Origin of the sequence: Flavobacterium hydrophilum, from assembly GCF_003202405.1 — a bacterium.
Lineage (GTDB): Bacteria > Bacteroidota > Bacteroidia > Flavobacteriales > Flavobacteriaceae > Flavobacterium > Flavobacterium hydrophilum.
The window spans coordinates 2,126,330-2,145,945 of sequence record NZ_QJHL01000001.1 but is presented as its reverse complement, the minus strand read 5'-3'; the positions used below and the strand labels follow the sequence as shown (position 1 = coordinate 2,145,945).

Annotated in this window: 11 protein-coding genes and 1 riboswitch; of the genes, 10 read left to right on the top strand and 1 reads right to left on the bottom strand. The window is 36.1% G+C overall.

The window, feature by feature from the left end:
* Positions 1-112 precede the first annotated feature (112 nt).
* The 8 genes from DMB68_RS08255 (at position 113) to DMB68_RS08220 (ending at position 13,454) form a co-directional block, all read left to right on the top strand.
* Positions 113-763, top strand: a complete 651-nt coding sequence (locus DMB68_RS08255; protein ID WP_110346127.1) for a response regulator — start codon at positions 113-115, stop codon at positions 761-763.
* Between the two features lie 158 nt (positions 764-921).
* Positions 922-1,125, top strand: a riboswitch (cobalamin riboswitch).
* Between the two features lie 115 nt (positions 1,126-1,240).
* The gene (locus DMB68_RS08250) at positions 1,241-3,286 is read left to right on the top strand and encodes a TonB-dependent receptor (RefSeq protein ID WP_110346126.1); all 2,046 of its coding nucleotides are present in this window, start codon (positions 1,241-1,243) and stop codon (positions 3,284-3,286) included.
* Entirely contained in the window at positions 3,283-4,428 is a 1,146-nt protein-coding gene (locus DMB68_RS08245) for a DUF5074 domain-containing protein (RefSeq protein ID WP_110346125.1), read from the top strand. The genes DMB68_RS08250 and DMB68_RS08245 overlap by 4 nt, the downstream gene beginning before the upstream one ends.
* A 4-nt stretch (positions 4,429-4,432) precedes the next feature.
* Complete coding sequence (locus tag DMB68_RS08240) at positions 4,433-5,716, top strand: PKD domain-containing protein (RefSeq protein ID WP_110346124.1); 1,284 nt, start codon at positions 4,433-4,435, stop codon at positions 5,714-5,716.
* A 38-nt stretch (positions 5,717-5,754) separates the two neighbouring features.
* The gene (locus DMB68_RS08235) at positions 5,755-6,981 is read left to right on the top strand and encodes a PKD domain-containing protein (protein ID WP_110346123.1); all 1,227 of its coding nucleotides are present in this window, start codon (positions 5,755-5,757) and stop codon (positions 6,979-6,981) included.
* 7 nt (positions 6,982-6,988) lie between these two features.
* Positions 6,989-8,188 carry a hypothetical protein gene (locus DMB68_RS08230; protein ID WP_110346122.1) on the top strand — a complete coding sequence of 400 codons (1,200 nt, stop codon included), beginning with the start codon at positions 6,989-6,991 and terminating at the stop codon, positions 8,186-8,188.
* 81 nt (positions 8,189-8,269) lie between these two features.
* The gene (locus DMB68_RS08225; protein WP_110346121.1) at positions 8,270-9,211 is read left to right on the top strand and encodes a DUF4465 domain-containing protein; all 942 of its coding nucleotides are present in this window, start codon (positions 8,270-8,272) and stop codon (positions 9,209-9,211) included.
* Between the two features lie 208 nt (positions 9,212-9,419).
* Positions 9,420-13,454 carry a hybrid sensor histidine kinase/response regulator transcription factor gene (locus DMB68_RS08220; RefSeq protein ID WP_110346120.1) on the top strand — a complete coding sequence of 1,345 codons (4,035 nt, stop codon included), beginning with the start codon at positions 9,420-9,422 and terminating at the stop codon, positions 13,452-13,454.
* Between the two features lie 75 nt (positions 13,455-13,529).
* Here the strand turns inward: DMB68_RS08220 and DMB68_RS08215 are convergent, their stop codons facing one another.
* Positions 13,530-14,414, bottom strand: coding sequence for an AraC family transcriptional regulator (locus DMB68_RS08215; RefSeq protein ID WP_110346119.1), 885 nt, complete (start codon positions 14,412-14,414; stop codon positions 13,530-13,532).
* Positions 14,415-14,758: 344 nt separating this feature from the next.
* Here DMB68_RS08215 and DMB68_RS08210 point away from each other — a divergent pair, with 344 nt between their 5' ends.
* Together DMB68_RS08210 and DMB68_RS08205 are read left to right on the top strand one after the other, a co-directional pair.
* Entirely contained in the window at positions 14,759-16,135 is a 1,377-nt protein-coding gene (locus DMB68_RS08210; RefSeq protein WP_110346118.1) for a sugar porter family MFS transporter, read from the top strand.
* Positions 16,136-16,149: 14 nt separating this feature from the next.
* Entirely contained in the window at positions 16,150-19,521 is a 3,372-nt protein-coding gene (locus DMB68_RS08205; RefSeq protein ID WP_110346117.1) for a DUF5107 domain-containing protein, read from the top strand.
* Positions 19,522-19,616 lie beyond the last annotated feature (95 nt).

Genomic DNA, 19,616 nt, shown 5'->3' with positions numbered 1-19,616 from the left:
AGGTAATTACGTATTTCTGCCAATTTATTTGAATTGAAAAATCAGCAGAATCAATTTTATTGTAATTTGTAGCCGGAAAAAGATAAAAGTTAATGCTCCCAAAACCCAAATAATGGATATAAAAATAGCAATCGTAGATGATAATTCTTTTTTGATGAAAGCAGTTCAGGAAAAACTGTCTTTTTTTGAAGATTTTTTAGTAAAATTTACTGCCTGTGACGGATTAGATTTAATTGAAAAATTAGGAAAAAATCACAATGTTGATTTGATTTTAATGGATATTGAAATGCCAAAAATGAATGGGATTGATACAACAAGCTTTGTTAAGCAAAAATATCCGCAGATAAAAATCATTATGCTTACTGTTTTTGATAATGATGAAAATATTTTTAATGCCATAAAAGCCGGTGCAGATGGTTATTTACTGAAAGAAGTCAATCCAAAAGATTTGCATCAGGGAATCGTCGATACTATGAACGGAGGTGCTACGATGACCCCTTCTATCGCCATGAAAACCCTTAAATTATTTCGAAATCCAATCGATTTTGATTCGGTTGTTCTTCATGAAGATATCAAATTAACTCCTCGTGAAATTGAGGTGCTGGAACAGTTGAGCAAGGGATTGAAGTATAATGCCATAGCGGAAAATTTATTTCTTTCAGTTGGAACAATCCGCAAACACGTTGAAAATATTTACAGCAAACTGCAAGTGCACAACAAGCTTGAAGCGATTCAAAAAGCCCGAAATAATAATCTGATCTAGCTTTATATTTCGATTGAAATATGCTAAGGAACCTCCTCACGTATTCATGAATTGTTGTATTGGAATTTATGTAATTTTTGTTTACCTGAAAATGAGCTCCAGAATTAGAATATTCCTGTTATTTTGTACAATAATTCTTTTCTTATAAAGATAATCATATCTTTGCGCCAGATTTTGGTCTGTTTTTTCATCAGAAAAAAACAGTTAAAAGGGAATCAGGTGCAAATCCTGAACAGACCCGCTACTGTAAGTTCTATTACAAGTCTTTAAACATTACTAATGCCATTGTTCTGCTTTGCGGAATGAGAAGGCCGTTTAAAGATGGAACAAGTCAGGAGACCTGCCACGATCACATAGTTTAAAACTTTCGTGGTATGAAGTTGACGACACAAGATGGTAACCTGCTACAGGATAGCAGGCCTATATCTATGTTTTTGTAATTACTGCATCACCGAAAGTTTTTTTAAATAAATCGTGATGTATCATTTTAGAAAAACACTTTTAGCTTTTGTTTTACTTTTCCCTTTTTTGCTTCATTCACAGGTAGTAACTGATAGTTCCCGTGTTTTAAAAGAAGTTGTATTAAATACAAAACCGTATCAGGAAGTGATTCCGGTACAAAGTCTTTCCGGGGTTTTACTGGAAAATCTGGCTAGTCACAATGTGGCCGATGCGCTTCGTTATTTTGCCGGAACCCAAATCAAAGATTATGGCGGATTTGGCGGACTCAAAACAGTTGATGTTCGTAATATGGGAACGCATCATGTTGGTGTTTTTTACGATGGAATTCAACTCGGAAATGCTCAAAACGGGGTAACAGATCTCGGAAAATATTCGCTTGACGATATGGAATCGCTAACAATGTACAATGGTCAAAAAAGCGAAATTTTTCAGTCGGCAAAAGATTTTGCTTCTGCTTCTGCCATTTACATGAAAACAAAGCGTCCTGTATTTGTTGGAAATAAAAAATCAAATCTACTCGTTCGTTATAAAACCATGTCAATCAATTATCATGATCCTTCTTTTCGATGGGAACAAAAGCTGAGCGATAAGGTCAGTATAAGTGTCAGTTCTGAATACATAAAATCAAACGGGCAGTATAAATTCAGGTACAAAAGAAAAAATCAGGATGGTTCAGTTGCTTATGATACTACTGCGACAAGATGGAACAGTGATATTGAGGCTTTACGATTTGAATCCGGTCTTTACGGAAAACTAAATAATGCCTCCTGGGATGCCAAAGTGTATTATTATGACTCTAAAAGAGGTGCGCCCGGAGCGATTGTAGAAAACAAATTTTCCGACGGATTCCGGCAGTACGACAAAAACTTTTTTACACAGGCTTATTTATCAAAAGATGTTTCTGAAAAGTATAAATTTCAGCTAAAGGCCAAATATGCTTATGATTACACCCATTATATTGCCAGGGACACAACAAAAGTATTAGGAGAAACCGTAACCGAAGGCGCACAGTCTGATGATAGTTATTTTCAGCATGAAGCTTATTTTTCGGCAGTTAACATGTACAGTATTTCATCAATATGGGATGTTTCGCTCTCAACCGATTTTCAATACAATAGATTAAACGCCACCAGAAGAGGAATCAAAACCCAATTTTCTTTTCCACAGCGTTATACAGCCCTTGTTTCTCTTGCCACTTCATATCGTTATGAAGGTTTTAAAGTGTTGGGAAATGTACTCGTAACCCGTGTTATCGAAGAAGTAGAATACAATGCCAAAGCTCCCAATAAAACCGAAATGACTCCGGCATTATTCCTCGGTTATACTCCTTTCAAGAAATACGATTTTAATCTTAGGGCTTTCGCAAAACGAATTTTCAGGATGCCTACTTTCAATGATTTGTATTATACGATGGTAGGTTCAAGCACTTTACAGCCTGAATATATGAATCAGTACGATATTGGTTTTACGTATAACATTCCAACAGGAAAATACTTTTTTGACAAGCTTTCGATTCAGGCAGATGTCTATTACACCAATACCAAAGATAAAATTGTGGCTGCACCGACAGGAAATTTATTTCGCTGGATGATGACCAATATGGGACAGGTGAAAGGAAAAGGAATTGAAACAGTTTTGAATTTCGGAAAGAATATCAACCAATTGAATTTAACCGCAAATCTGACTTACACTTATTCTCAAAGTCAGGATTATACGAAATTTGCCGGTTTGGAATTGTCCTCTTACGGTGATCAGATTCCGTACACACCCTGGCACAGCGGATCCGGAATTCTAAATGCAGGTTACGAATCATGGAACTTCAATTACAGTTTTATTTACGTTGGAAAACGCTACAACGGCAATGTCAATAATATCAAAGTCAATGAGGTACAGCCCTGGTACACGCATGATTTGGCATTACAAAAGTCTTTCACATTCAAAAATTACAAACTCAACGGTACCGTAGAAGTCAATAATGCATTCAATCAGCAATACGAAGTGATTTACAATTACCCAATGCCGGGCAGAACATTCAAATTTATAATCAGTATAGCATTATGAGAAAGACATTTATAAAAATAGTATTTGTTTTAGCTGCAGCAGTTTCTCTGGTTTCATGCCGTGAAGACGAAACGATATTTCTTTCATCGGATAAAAATGTGGCAGCACCGAGAAGCGATGGCAATATTGAAGGTTTTTATCTGCTGAACGAAGGTAATATGGGAATGAACCGCGCCAGTATTGACGTATTCAATTACAGAACCGGAACTTACACGACAGATGTTTATTCGGAAAGAAATCCGACTGTTGTAAAAGAACTGGGAGATGTTGGAAACGATATTCAAATCTACGGTAACAAAGTGTATGCTGTAATCAATGTTTCGAACAAGGTCGAAGTTATTGATAAATGGACAGCAAAACGCATCAAAAAAATCGACATTCCAAATTGCCGGTATGTGACTTTTTATAAAGACAAAGCCTATGTCAGCTCGTATGCAGGTCCCGTGGCTATTGATCCCAATGCTGAAATTGGTTTTGTTGCAGAAATTGATACGACTTCTTTAGAAATTACACGAAAAGTAACTGTGGGTTATCAGCCGGAACAAATGGTAGTACATAACGGAAAATTATATGTCGCCAATTCAGGTGGCTATAGGGTTCCGGATTACGACAGGACTGTTTCTGTAATTGATCTGGAAACTTTTACAGAAATCAAGAAAATAGACGTTGGTATCAATCTTTACGGCATGCGGATTGACAGTCGCGGCGATATTTATGTAAGTTCTCGCGGTGATTATTACAACACTCCGTCCAATCTTTTTGTAATTGATACCAAAACCGACGAGAAAAAAATGCAGCTCGATATTCCGGCTTTAGGAATGTGTATGGATGATGATAAGCTTTATTTCTATAGTGTTTCCTGGAGTTATCTGACCAATTCGAATAAAGTTACCTACGGAATACTCGATACTAAAACCAAAAAGATAATCAGCGATAAAATTATTACAGATGGAACCGACAAACAGATCATGATTCCGTATGGGCTTCAGGTAAATCCGGAAACCAAAGAAATCTACATAACCGATGCCCAGAATTATGTGGTAACGGGTTACATCTACTGTTTTACACCCGATGGAAAATTAAAATGGAAAACAACAGCGGGTAATATTCCCGCACACATTGCTTTTATAACTAAAAACTAAATATATGAATAAAAGATTTTTAAAAGATTTTCAAATGTTATTGCTAGCCATCTTAGCAATTGCATTAACAAATTGTTCGGGAGGAGGTGATGATTCGGAGTCCGGAGGCGGTGAAACAGAAACAAATGAATTTAAAATTCAAAGATTTACAATTCTTGCTGTAAGTCCAAAAACGAATGCAGGCTCTGAGGCAACTTACAACTGGACGGCTGAAAATGTTTCTTCTGAAAATTATTCTTTAGTCAATACAACTTCGAAAGAAGCTTTGTTTGCCGCTACGATAGAAGGAATTTACGAATTTAAAGTAGTCATTACCGATAAAGGAACGACTCAAACCAAAAAAGTAACTATTACTGTAGCTACGGAGACTAAAGAGTTAAAAAGTTATATCGCCAAAGTATTCGAATTTAAACCGGCTCCGGGCCAATTTATAAATGACCTTCCGGTAGCTAATGATGGTGACTCCGCCGAGAGAATACTGACAAGGGCGAATTCATATCTGGCTAAGAAAGAAGGAGATCTTATTTCACTTGGTGCATTTGGCGGTTATGTGGTTTTTGGTTTTGACCACAGTATTGTAAACATCAAAGGCAAACGTGATTTTAGAGTTTTGGGAAATGCTTTTTGGGCACAGGCCAATCCAAATCCGGATGCTACTATGCGTGGCGGAAGCAGTGAAGCCGGAGTGATTATGGTTTCGTATGACAAAAACAAAAACGGACTTCCGGATGACGAATGGTATGAAATTGAAGGCGGTGGGCACAAAATGGAGAAAACCATTCATAATTATGAAATCACCTATTACAGACCGGATCCAAACAAAATACCTGTTCCGAGTGGAGGTACAGGGACAGTCCTCTTTACAGATATTGAATATATCTATTGGAAAGACAATCAGGGAAAAGACGGGTATTTGACTCAAAACAATGCTTATAATCATTCTTTGGATTATTGGCCCAAATGGCTTAAAAATCAGGCATCAATTACTTTTAAAGGAACTTGTTTACCAGACAATGCAGTTGACGAAAGCGGAACAGGAAGCTATTTTGTCCAGTATGCTTTTTTATATGGATACGCCGATAATGCTCCAAATAATGATGATGATTCGGGAATTGATATTGAATGGGCAATTGATAAAAATGGGAATAAGATTCATCTTCCCGGAATCGATTTTGTGAAAGTCTATAACGGTCTTAATCAGGAGGCAGGCTGGCTTGGTGAAACTTCTACAGAAATAATGGGTGCTACAGATTTGCATCTTCTAGGAGAAAATATTCCTACGAGATAATTTTAAAAAGTATTAAATCAAATTATTATATCCAAATTATGAAAAAAAATGTTACCCGATTTTTATTGCTGGCATTCGCATTCGCTTTTACAGGATGCAGCAATAACGATGATGATCAGTCGATAAAAGTTGAGCTGCAGGAAAAGTATGAAACAGCAACCTTTACGGTTTTAGATATTACAGCCTCTGATGCTGGTTCGACTGCAAAATACGAATGGGTTATGACTAAAAATCCTGTGGATCAGGTTACAGATTCTATTGTTGGAAACAGTAAAGATTTACGATTTACCGCTATTTATGCAGGTTCTTATGAATTTACACTGAATGTAACTGTAAATAATAAAAAAGGATCTAAGAACACAATTGTAAATGTAACGAATGAAGGAGCCAATTACAATCCGTATATCACGCGCATTTTTGACTTTGATCCGGCACCAGGAATGCTTGCAAATGATATTTTCAAAGATGGGAATTCTAAAGCAGACGTAATGAAAACGGCTTTAGGAAGAATCAATGAAACGAGTGTTGGATATCCGTTAGATTTAGGTGGTTTTGGAGGTTCTATTGTAGTAGGATTTGACCATACAGTTGTAAATGTTGAAGGAGAAAAAGATTTTAGAGTATATGGAGGAGATGTAACAAATCCGACAGGATCGAAACCAAATCCACCGGCACCGGGATTGATTTATGTGGCTTACGATAAAAATAAAAATGGAAAGCCGGATAACGATGAATGGTTTGAAATTGTTGGAAGTCAACACGCTAAAGAAACTACAATTAAAGATTTTAAAATTACTTATAATAAAAAAGCGGCAGGAGAACCTTTGGTAACTGCAAGTGCTCTTTGGACAGATTATGAACATGTTTATTGCGAAAATAGCAAGGGAGAAAAATATTATCTGCAAAGGCCAAGGGCTAAAAAAGAGTTTTATCCTTTATGGGCATCGCAGACTACAGTGAGTTACGAAGGTTTAAAACTTGATGTAGATTTTAAAACGGCACGCACCGGACAAACAACACTATGGTATTCTACACCTCCTGAATGGGGATATGTAAGTGCATTAAATCCGGATATTGATATTGACTGGGCAGTCGATAATAACGGAAATAAAGCCAATCTTCCCGGAATCGATTTTATTAAGGTAGTAAATTGTGTAAGCGAACCAATGGGACGCTGTACCCAGCAATCTTCAATGGCTACTGTATTTGCTGGAGCAGGAGATCTTCATATATTAAAAAAGTACAATTTAAAAAAAGTAAAATAAGTAAGAAATGAAAAATCATTTAAAATATTGTTTAGGTCTAATGGCGTTTGTTTCATTTTTTGCCTGCAGCAATGATGATTCAAAATCAGAAGAACCTGTTTTAGATCCAGCTGTAGCGATAAAATTAGCGTCAGATTTTGCAGTAGACCAATATAATGTAATAGAAATAAATCCTGACGTAACGATTGAAAATGCTGCAGATAAAGTTGCCACATATGTATGGTCAGTTAAAGTGACCGGAAGTGATGGTATAATAAAAGATTCTATCGTTGGCGACAGTAAAAACTTAATGTTCATATCTCCTGAAGCTACAAATTATGTTTTAGATTTTACAGTAACAGTAGGCGGAATTGTAAAGAAAGCTTCTGTTAAAGTTACGGTTTCAGAGACCGGCAAAACCTATAATTCAAAAGCACTTTCATTAATTGATTTCGTACCTGGACCGGCTTATAATATTGATAATTATGATTTTCCAACAAAAGCACAAGTGATGGAAAAAGTTCAGGCGGATCTGGAAAACGGAGAAGACATTAGTTTAGGCACTTTTGGTGGTTATATCACTATTGCATTTGATCATACTGTTGTAAATGCATATGGAAAACGCGATTTTACTGTTCAAATGAACAATTCAGCAAAATATTCTCCGGCAAGTGTTTTCGTTGCCTACGATGCTAATAAAAATGGAAAGGCCGATGAAAACGAATGGTATGAAATTGCAGGAAGTGAATATTATAAATCTACTACTGTCAAAAATTACGAGATGACTTATTTTAAGCCGGATGCAAATAAGCCAGCAGTAAAAGGGATTATGAATTGGGAGTTTGATAAAGAATATATCAAATGGACCACTAATAAAAATACATCAGGAAACATTACAAAAGTAGACAAACGAAAATTCTCTGATTACTATCCGAATTGGATGGGAAATTCTTATACCGTAAAAGGTACAAAAATAAACATTCCTGTAAAAGATGTAAGCGACGGGCTAGGGACGGCTTTCAATATAGGAACTTTTGAATGGGGGTATGGCGGTATCAAAGATCCTTCAATAGATATCAGCTGGGCAGTCGATAATGACGGAAAAAAAGTTCATTTGCCGGGTGTTGATTTTGTAAAAGTATATGTACCAACGTTTGTAGAAATGGGTGCTAACTGTTTGCTGTTTGGCTCTTTTCAAGAAGTTTCGGATTTGAATTTTGAACAATAAATAGTTCTTGAAGATTTATCTTCTATAAACAGCAAGTCAAAAATAATAGAGTGAGTATTTAACCTTTAAATTTTATAAATTATGAAAAAAGTATTTTGTTTTTTGACATTAGGATTAATGTTAGGTTTTTCGTCCTGTAGCAGTGACGATGATGTTTTAAGTAATGAAAATGATACAGCTCGAAAAAGTTCCGGTTTAACATCTAAAAGTGCTGTAACAGATCCTTCAATAGGAACCACTACAACGCTTAATCTGACAAGTTCCCTGTTAAGCAGTGGAACATCAACAACAGGAGGAAAATATTGGGAGAATACTTATGTAGCAAATACCAACTTAACTGTTGATATATTTAAATTTTCGCATAGTGCGACTTCCGAAGGTTACAATTACTGGGACGGATTTATTGTTTCTAACGTTAATGATATTACCAATTACGGATCAGCCGGTTCAGGCGGATCAAATAACTGGGTTGCTAATCAATGGGGAGCAATGGCAGGAAGCGGTTTTGGTACTTCTTCAACTGTTACTCCGGGAACTCCGGGTACAACTGGAGATCCTTATATTGTAGCGTATTGGTCCAGTTATTTAGATCCTGAGTCACCACAAGGCAGTACTTTTAGTGAAGCTAATTTTTCAAACTGGATCAAAATAGGAAATACAGGATCGTATAAAGTAGAAGGTTTAAAAATTAACATACACCCGTGGCCTTATTACGGCTGTTTGTACGGGGATGGATTTGCAAGCGCTTTTACATCAGGAGATCATTTTGAATTACTAATCTATGGAGTTAATGCTTCTGGTGTTATTACAAGTCCTATAGTGCATTCATTGGCAAATTACACCGGATCATCTTTGGTTATGCCAACAGGCTGGATCAATGTAAATACATCAAATTTGGCAGGTTTAGGAAATGTAAAATATTTAATTTTCCAAATGGCTTCAACCGACTCTCATCCGGATTACGGAATGAATACAGCTGCTTATTTTTGTTTAGATAAACTTTCGGTAAAACGAATAAATTAATCAGATTAAAGATAATTACACTTGAAAATGGAGAAAGACAATTTAGTTCTTTCTCCATTTTTTTGTTTACAAAAGAATTAAAAAGAATCAAACTTCCGGAGTTATTAACTATTGTGAATTATTATTTTTATTCTTTTTTGTTGTGATTTTTTAAATTATTGATAATTTTAGTGCTCAATTCTGCTGTTCAATTTAAAATAAATAAATCTTGAAGAATTTTTTTATAACTCTAATTGTATTCATGGGATTTTACTCACTTGTTGCTGCGCAGGAGAATCCGGTAAAATTTCTTGATATATCTGATGGATTATCTAATAATTCTATTACAACCATATTTCAGGATAGTGATGGTTATATTTGGTTTGGAACTTATGATGGACTGAATCGATATGACGGCTATAATTTTAAAGTATTCCGAAACCGGATCAACGATAAAAAATCACTGCCATTTAATACTATTTATAATATCGAAGGAGATTCTAAAAAGAACATCTGGGTAGGAGGTTCGAGTGGTGTTTGTGTTTACAATAAAAATACAGCGACATTTCATCCTGTGCGATATACTCCTTCCAATAAAAAAACAGAAGTTTTAAAGGATATCATCCATCAGATGCGTGCAGTTTCTGATAACCTGGTGCTGGTTGCCTCCCAGAGTTTAGGGCTTATCAGTTTTGAAAACGGTTCTTTCATCGGAAAACAAATTCCGCTTAATTTTTCGGGCAATAGAACCAGTATTGATGATTATGATGCAGTAGCCATTCAGGAAGATAAAAAAAAGAAACATTCCTGGATATATGTCCGTAATATTGGGATTTGCAGTTATCAGTATCAGTCAGAAAGTTTAAAAGTAGTTTTTCCGCTTTCGAAAGAGGTAAAAGCAATGAAGCCGGCTACTGATGGAAATCTCTGGTTAGGAACAGATGAAGGACTTTTTCTTTTTAATACAAAATCAGCGATACTTTCTGAGAATTATTTTTCAAATAAATGCAGTGTTACCGATATTCTTGTGGACAGAAAAAAAGAAATCTGGATCACGACAGACGGTTGTGGTATTTATAAAATCATGGGAAAACAGGCAATCTCGCAAAACGAAGTTCACGGTAACCTGCTAGCCAAAAGTAATTCAGTTTGGAGTTTGTATGAAGATAAAACCGGAAACAAGTGGTTTGGTTCACTGCGTGGTGGTGTTAGTATGCTCAGCAATATTCCGAAGTATTTTAAAAGCATTCGCTATAATGCGAAAGATCCTGCAGAAAACTTTATTTTGTCATTTTGCGAAGATGAGAAAAATAATATTTGGGTAGGAACAGACGGTGCCGGCTTAAAATACTGGGACCGAAAAAACAATACATATATAAATTACGGCAATACCCTTTCGAGCAAATTTATTACAGGAATCACCAGGGATAGCAATAATGATATCTGGATTTCTACCTGGGCAGGAGGTATAAACCGAATTAACAAAAAAGACAACAGCGTAACCCGGTTTTCGTGTTACAACCCATATACAAAACAAATAGAAAAAAACATCTGGTTTGTTTATAAAGATTCAAAAGACAATATCTGGGCAAGTGCTACAAACGAAGGTTCTTTATACCTTTTTGATCGTGATAAAAACAGTTTCGAACTTTTTGACCGAAGTATTAATAACCTGCAATGCCTTATAGAAACCAAAGATGGTAAGCTTTGGGGGGCCAATTACAGCACTTTATTTTCTATAGAAAAATCACCAAAAAAAGTTAAAAAAACGGTAATAGGTAACCCGATTCGATGTATTCATGAAGACAAAGACAAAAATCTCTGGCTGGGAACCCAGGAAGGAGGGTTGGTTATATTTGACAGAAAAACCAATAAAATTAAAAGATTTACCACAGATGACGGACTTCCGTCTAATACAGTTTTGAGATTGCTGGAAGATAAAGAAGGAAATCTCTGGATGAGTACTTATAGCGGCGTTTGCAGATTTGACAAGAAACGAAAAACATTCCGTAATTTTTCTGTAAACGACGGACTTCAAAGCAATCAGTTTAGTTTTAATGCCGGGCTTCAACTATCTACCGGCGAATTTCTTTTTGGAGGCATAAATGGTTTTAACATCTTTTTTCCGGAAGCGATTAAAGGCTTCAGCCAAAAAAATAACTTGCTGCTGACCGATTTTTATGTAAACAATCAGCCCATTGAAGAAAGCGGTGTTGAAGTGACAACTTTTGATTCCGGCAAAATGAAAGAAGTAAGTCTGGATTACGATCAGACCGCCTTATCGGTAGAATTTGTTGCATTGGATTACAACAATGCCGACAAAATAAATTATGCTTACTTACTCGAAGGCTGGGATGACCAATGGAATTATGTGGGTCAGGCCCGAAAAGCAAATTACTCAAAACTGCCGGAAGGGAAATATACTTTTAAAGTAAAAACGACCAATTTTGAAGGAGGCTGGAATAAGGAAATCAGTCTTGTGTCAATTGAAGTTTTGCCGCCGTGGTACAGAACCTGGTGGGCTTACAGCTTGTATGTTCTGGCTATAGCAGGAATTCTATTTGTGTATCTGGATTATCAGAAGAACAAGGAAAAACTAAAATATAAGGTGAAAATTGCTGAACTGGAAAGCAAAAAAGAAAAAGAAATTGCGGAGAAACAGTCATCGATGTTTACGTATATTTCACATGAATTCAGAACCCCGCTTTCGCTGATTATAAATCCGCTTAAAAAAGCAGTTCAGAAAGAAAGTGTTCAAAACGGGTCTTCCGGAAGTGATCTGGCAATTGCACACCGAAATGCAAGGCGATTATTGAGTCTTGTTGATCAGCTTTTGCTTTTTAGAAAGGCCGAAAATGATGCGGATTCCCTTCGACTATCTCCGATAAATGTAAACAATCTTTGTAATGAAGTGTATCAGTGTTTTGTCAATCAGGCAAAAGACAAAAATATTCAGTATAACTTCAATATTCCGGATCATGAGATTGTAATTATAGGGGATTATGAAAAAATTGAAATTTCATTGTTTAATCTAATGTCGAATGCTTTTAAATACACAGCAATTAACGGGCAGATTGATCTTAAACTTACTGAGACAGATAATGAAGTTCAACTTGAAATTAAGGATAACGGCGACGGAATTGAGAAAAAAGATATTGAGGTAATTTTCGAAAAATTCAAACAAATCAATTCTAAAGTTTCAATCGGAACCGGCTTTGGAATCGGGCTTTACATTGTAAAATATTTTACAGACAAACATAAAGGAATGGTAAGCTGTAGCAGTGAACCGGGTAAGGGGAGTACATTTAAGCTGACTTTTCTGAAAGGGGACAGTCATTTTGAAAATGCTGAAATTACTAACGACGTTCAAAAAAGAAGCCAGCTCTTTGACGAATTAATTATTGATGACTCCGAAGAAAATGATACTGAAAATACACTTTCTGAAACTGACTTGCAAAAAGTGATGCTTACAGAAAAACGAACCGTTTTAATTGTTGATGACAATGCTGAAATCAGGGGGTATTTAATCAAATTGTTTGCTGAAAATTATATCGTTTACAATGCCGAAAATGGTGAAGAGGGTTTAAAACTGACCAAAAAACACATGCCGGATCTGGTAATCAGTGATATTACGATGGAAGAAATGGATGGTCTTGAACTGTGCCGAAAAATAAAGGAAAGCAACGAGTTGTCTCATATTCCGGTAATTTTATTAACAGCGACTAAAAACCCCGAAACTCACCTGCAGGGAATCAATGAAGGTGCCGATGATTATATTACAAAACCATTTGATGATGATATTTTGGTGGCACGGGTTGAATCGTTATTGCGTAATCGAAGCAATTTACGAACCTATTTCTTAGACAGCATCACTTTAAAAGAGAATACACAAAAAGTTCCGGTGGAGTATCAGGAAATTTTGAAAAAATGTATTGACATTGTAGAAGCCAATATTCATAAAAGAGATTTCACGATCAAAACCTTTGCGCTTGAAATGGGTATGAGCCACAGAACGCTTTATACCAAAATAAAAATCATTTCAGGACAGACTTTAAATGCTTTTATCCGTTCCCTGCGAATCCGAAGAGCTGCGATGTTAATGCTTACTGAAGATATTAATATTGCACAGGCGAGTGCTGAGGTTGGTTTTGAAGATCCTAAATACTTCAGACAGCAGTTCGTGAAATTATTTGGAATGACACCTTCAGAATACATTAAAAAGTATAAAAGTTCTTTTAATTCGGATTTGAATGTTATTAAATAGAACTTGCTGGATGTAATTCAAAACATTTGTCAGGCTGAGCGGAGTCGAAGCCCTTTTTGATGATTCAAATAGAAATTAAACAGGGGCTTTGTATCTAAGCCGATACTCCCTCGGTGATATTTCCATGACAAGTCTGAACGACTTTGAAAAATGAAACGGATCATAATAGCCCAGTTCATAAGCGATTTCTTTTATTTTCAGGTTGCTGAACTGCAAAAGCGAACACGATTTCTGAATTTTTAACTGATTGTAATACTCAATTGGTGTAAATGAAGTTTTTTCTAAAAACAAAGCGCCAAAATAAGAACTCGAATATCCAGTATACTGTGCAATATCGTGAAGGGTGATTTTGTTTGTCAGATTGTTTTTCATGAAAATAATACTCATCGGAATCACATCTAATACTTCTGTATCGGCTGTTTTTATTTTTAAAAATTGCCCCGTGTATTTAATGCTGGCTAAAAAATGCTGTAAACAAATACTCGAATACTCAAGATTATCAGGATTAAAACCCATTTCCAGATTCTGGTAAATTTCTTCAAACAAATTCAGTCTGTCAGATGACCTGCTGTCGTTGAGATTTAAAATTTTTCCGGAAACCGCAGCATGCAGAGAGTTTGCTGTTCCTTTAAAGTGCAGCCAGTAAATGCTCCAGGGTTTAGAAATTTCGGCCTCATAACTATGTGCTTTGTGAGCCGGAATGATAAAAGCCTGATCTTTAGTAAGTGAGAACTGTTCATTTTCAAGAGTTATAAAACCTTTTCCGCTTTCACAATAAATAAGAATGTTTTCAAGTGCGCCTTTGGATCTTTTCCGGAAGTGATATTTTGCGTTGGGATAGTAGCCCATATGTGTAATGAAAGCATTTTTTGTTAGTTCATTTTCAGACTGAAAGATGCGTACGCTGTAAGGAACAACGATTGCTCTTTCTCCTTTAAAACCATCTGCTATCTGATCCATAATTAATGTTATGAGTATATTTAAATAAAAATATTCAATGACAAATATAAGTTTATAAAATAATGGTAATTTACATATTCTGGAATATTAGTATTAAAAAATGGAGAAAAGGTTACTGCGAAATATTTTTAGTAAGATATTATATCGGTTATTAAGTATGAAATCATCAGAATTTTATTCGAATAAATACAGTTATTGTAAAAAATGTGTTTTATTGTTTTGAGTATGGTAATTTTGATGTAAAAATCGATGTTTTATACATGTTTTATATAAATATTACATTTTTGGAAGTGTGGCATGTAACGATATTTGTAATGATAAATAAATTAAAAAATTAAATACATATGAGTAAGTATAATTCTTCCTACCTGCTTTTTATTGCACTGGTTTCAGCCATGGGTGGTTTATTATTTGGTTACGACTGGGTTGTAATTGGAGGTGCAAAGCCTTTTTATGAAGTTTTTTTTAATATTACCAATTCGCCTTCTATGCAGGGCTGGGTTATGGGAAGTGCTATTCTGGGCTGTTTGCTGGGGGTAATGATTTCCGGAAGTTTATCTGATAAATACGGTAGAAAACCGTTGATGATTGTAGCTTCAATATTTTTTACGCTGGCAGCAGTTGGTACCGGAATAGTGGATACAATTGAATGGTTTATCATCTGGAGAGTTGTTGGAGGAATAGGGATTGGAATCGCATCTAATCTTTCGCCGATGTACATAGCCGAAATTGCGCCAAGTGAATCCAGAGGAAAGTTTGTTTCGATAAACCAGTTAACGGTTGTAATAGGAATTCTGGCAGCCCAAATTGTAAACTGGTTAATTGCAGATCCTATTATAGAAGGAGAGGATATTTTGAACTCCTGGAATGGTCAATGGGGCTGGAGATACATGTTTTGGGCAGGAGCCGTACCGTCAGTTGCCTTTTTTATTTTTATACTCATTATACCAGAAAGTCCGAGATGGCTTGCAAGTCAACGTAAATATGATAAAGCAGAATCAGTTTTTACTAAAATTGGAGGTCTTGCTTTTGCAAAAGAACAAATTGAAGAACTGAAATCAAGAACCGGAGACATTAAAGAAAAAGTCAATTATAGAATGCTTTTTGAAGGTAAAATGCCAAAAATTCTGGTATTGGGAATAGTGATTGCAGCTTTTCAGCAATGGTGCGGTATCAACGTGATTTTTAATTATGCTCAGGAAATATTTTCAGCAGCCGGTTATGGTGTTTCGGATATCTTGTTCAATATCGTAATTACAGGTGTAACGAATGTAATCTTCACATTTGTAGGTATGTATTTTGTTGATCGTTGGGGACGCAGAACCTTGATGTTGATTGGTTCAATTGGGTTGTTCTTCATCTATGCCATATTAGGCGCCTGCTATTATTTTGAAATCACCGGAATTGCTGTTTTAGCACTGGTTATCGCTGCCATTTCCTGCTATGCGATGACATTGGCACCAATCACCTGGGTTGTTTTGTCTGAAATATTCCCGACAAAAATACGTGCCATGGCAATGGCGGTTTCTACTTTCGCCCTTTGGACAGCCTGTTTCGTGCTAACGTACACTTTTCCAATACTAAACAGCAGTCTTGGCTCTTACGGAACATTCTGGCTTTATGGGGTTATTTGTTTAGCAGGATACTTTTTCCTTCGTGTTTCCCTGCCGGAAACCAAAGGAAAGTCTTTAGAGGAAATAGAAAATGAATTGACAAAATAATAGCATATCATAAAATGGAAAATACAATTGCAGATAACTTGCATACCAAACAATCAGGTCAGGACGAAAAAATAACAGCTTATTTAATTCAGTCAACCGTTAATGAAGATGGAGTAGTTCGCGTTTGGGAAGAAGATATTTTACTACCTACCTACCAAATTGGAGAAGAGGAAAAGAACCCGATTTTTCTTGAAAAACGAGTATATCAGGGAAGTTCAGGAGCTGTTTATCCTTATCCTGTTGTCGAAAAATTATCTGATGAAAAATTCGATAAATCATATCATGCTGTATTTTTAGAAAATAAATACATCAAAATCATGATTCTTCCTGAATTGGGAGGACGCGTTCACATGGCATATGACAAAGTTAAACAGCGTCATTTCGTATATTATAATCAGGTTATAAAACCAGCCCTTGTAGGACTTACAGGACCGTGGATTTCCGGTGGAATTGAGTTCAACTGGCCGCAGCACCACCGTCCGAGTACTTTTTTGCCTACGGATTTCGATATTGAAGAAAATGAAGACGGAAGCAAAACAATCTGGTGCAATGAAGTAGAAAGAATGTTCAGAACCAAAGGAATGCAGGGATTCACGCTGCATCCTGATAAAGCTTACATCGAAATTAAAGTAAAAATCTACAACCGTACCGCTTTTCCGCAAACGTTCCTTTGGTGGGCAAATCCTGCTGTGGTGGTGAATGACGGTTATAAATCGGTTTTTCCTCCGGATGTGAATGCCGTATTTGACCACGGAAAAAGAGATGTTTCTAAATTTCCGATTGCAACAGGCGAATATTACAAACAGGACTATTCTGCCGGAGTTGATATTTCAAAATATAAAAATATTCCCGTTCCCACTTCTTATATGGCGGTGCAATCGAAATATAATTTTGTGGGTGGCTATGAAGATGATGTACAGGCTGGATTACTGCATGTTGCGAACCATCATGTATCTCCGGGGAAAAAACAATGGACATGGGGGAACGGAGATTTCGGTTTGGCCTGGGACAGAAATCTAACTGACAAAGACGGTCCGTATATCGAATTGATGACGGGTGTTTTTACAGACAATCAACCCGATTTTTCATGGCTTCAGGCTTATGAAGAAAAGTCTTGGGTACAGTATTTTATGTCGTATGCCGAAGTGGGTTATGTAAAAAATGCAACAAAAGATGCCATCATAAACATCGAAGTTGAAGGAAAAGAAGCAGATTTGATTTTATATACCACAGGTTTGTATGAGAATTTAAAAATTGAATTAAAAAACAAGCAAAACGGGGTATTATTTCAGGATGAAATTACGATTTCGCCTGTAAATCCGTATAAAAAACGAGTTTCAATTGGTGAAACAGCTTCAGAGGATTTAATTTTTACAGTTTATACTTCGAATGGTAAAATTCTAGTTCAGTATCAGGAAGAAAAAGCAGAAATAAAACCTGTTCCGGATCCTGCAAAAGCGGCTCTTGATCCAAAAGATATCGCTTCAATGGAACAATTGTATTTGACAGGACTGCATTTGGAACAATACAGACATGCTACTTACAATCCGCTTGATTATTATTTTGAAGCTTTAAGCAGAGATTCAAGAGATGTGAGATGTAATAATGCTGTCGGCCTTTTGATGCTGCGAAGAGGTCAGTTTGAAAAAGCCGAAACCTATTTCAGAACTGCGGTTGAAGTTTTAACAGAGCGCAATCCAAATCCGATTGACGGGGAACCGCTTTATAATTTAGGTTTTTGCTTAAAACTGCAGGGAAAAAATGATGAAGCTTATAATTCCCTTTTCAAATCGACCTGGAATGCAGCGTGGCAGGACGCCGGTTTTTACGCTTTAGCACAAATTGACAGTATAAAAGGAGAATGGTCAGAAGCGTTGGAAAGAGTCGAATCATCATTGATCCGCAACTGGCACAATCACAAGGCACGTCAATTGAAAGCGTCTATTTTAATAAAGTTAAACAGAAATCAGGAAGCTTTGGCATGGATCGAAGAATCACTCAAAATTGACCGTTTCAATATGGGCTGTCGTTTTGAGAAATATCTGCTGACAAAAGACCAGACTGTATTGGACGAAATGAATACTATCATGCGTCAATGGTCACATGGTTATATCGAATATGCATTGGATTTTGCAGGAGCAGGATTATATACGGAAGCTTCTCAATTATTAAAGGAATCGATTAAGGATACTGAAGAAGTTTATCCAATGGTGTATTATGCTTTGGGTTATTTTGCTTCTATGGCTGAAGATAAAGACGAAGCTTTAGAATGGTACAAAAAAGCTGCTTTAGAGTCACCAGAAAAGTGTTTTCCTAACCGTATTGAAGAAGTTAATATTCTGCAGGATGCTATTCGTTTAAATCCGAAGGATGCAAAAGCGTCGTATTATTTAGGGAATTTCTGGTATGCTTTCCGTCAATATGATGAAGCTGTAAAATGTTGGGAGTTGTCATACAGTATAGACGATACCTTTCCGACTTTATTGCGAAACCTGGCACTGGCTTATTTCAACAAGACCAATGAGAAAACTAAAGCCAAGGAAATGCTGGAAAAAGCATTTGCATTGGATCCAACCGATTCAAGGATTTTTATGGAATTGGATCAGCTGTACAAGAAAATTGGAAAATCACCTGAATACAGATTAGAAGTTTTAAATCAGTATCCAAATCTTGTTGAAGAAAGAGATGATTTGTGTATAGAAAGAATCACACTTTACAATCAGACAGGAAAATATGCTGTTGCAAAAGAATTGATTACACAGCGAAAATTCCATCCCTGGGAAGGTGGTGAAGGAAAAGTAACAGGTCAGTATACTTTATGCAGAGTGGAATTGGCAAAAATTGCAATAGCAGAAAAAAGATTTGAAGAAGCAGTAAAATTGCTGAAAGAAACCGAAGTTTATCCGCACGATTTAGGTGAAGGCAAACTGAAAAATGCAGAGGAAAATGAAGTTTTTTATTATAAAGGATTAGCGTATAAAGGTCTTGGAGATTTAGAAAATGCAACAGCAAATTTTGTTGAGGCAACACTTGGATCCTCAGAGCCTGTTCAGGCATTTTTCTATAACGATCAGCAGCCGGACAAGATTTTTTATCAGGGATTAGCATGGCGAGAATTAGGTGATGAAGATAAAGCCCGAAGCCGTTTCAACAAACTGCTGGCTCATGGAGAGAAATATTTATTCGAAAAATCAAGAATCGATTATTTCGCAGTTTCGCTTCCGGATTTAGCAATTTGGGATGATGATCTGAATGTTAGAAATCAGGTGCATTGTTATTATGTGATGGCATTAGGTCACAGCGGATTAGGTAATGAAACCGAATCTGAAAAATATTATCAGAAAGTAAAACAATTAGATATCAACAAACAGACCTTTCGTAAATAAGATGAGTTTTAACATTGTTTAATAATTAACACATAGAAACATAGATTTCTATCTTTCGAAAAAAATATAAAGAGAAACTCATTTCTCAACACATA

What these genes read in the sequence shown, in the direction of transcription:
- DMB68_RS08255 (WP_110346127.1), top strand. Translation starts at nt 113, where the DNA reads ATGGATATAAAAATAGCAATCGTAGATGATAATTCTTTTTTGATGAAA.
- DMB68_RS08250 (WP_110346126.1), top strand. Translation starts at nt 1,241, where the DNA reads ATGTATCATTTTAGAAAAACACTTTTAGCTTTTGTTTTACTTTTCCCT.
- DMB68_RS08245 (WP_110346125.1), top strand. Translation starts at nt 3,283, where the DNA reads ATGAGAAAGACATTTATAAAAATAGTATTTGTTTTAGCTGCAGCAGTT.
- DMB68_RS08240 (WP_110346124.1), top strand. Translation starts at nt 4,433, where the DNA reads ATGAATAAAAGATTTTTAAAAGATTTTCAAATGTTATTGCTAGCCATC.
- DMB68_RS08235 (WP_110346123.1), top strand. Translation starts at nt 5,755, where the DNA reads ATGAAAAAAAATGTTACCCGATTTTTATTGCTGGCATTCGCATTCGCT.
- DMB68_RS08230 (WP_110346122.1), top strand. Translation starts at nt 6,989, where the DNA reads ATGAAAAATCATTTAAAATATTGTTTAGGTCTAATGGCGTTTGTTTCA.
- DMB68_RS08225 (WP_110346121.1), top strand. Translation starts at nt 8,270, where the DNA reads ATGAAAAAAGTATTTTGTTTTTTGACATTAGGATTAATGTTAGGTTTT.
- DMB68_RS08215 (WP_110346119.1), bottom strand. Translation starts at nt 14,414, where the DNA reads ATGGATCAGATAGCAGATGGTTTTAAAGGAGAAAGAGCAATCGTTGTT.
- DMB68_RS08210 (WP_110346118.1), top strand. Translation starts at nt 14,759, where the DNA reads ATGAGTAAGTATAATTCTTCCTACCTGCTTTTTATTGCACTGGTTTCA.
- DMB68_RS08205 (WP_110346117.1), top strand. Translation starts at nt 16,150, where the DNA reads ATGGAAAATACAATTGCAGATAACTTGCATACCAAACAATCAGGTCAG.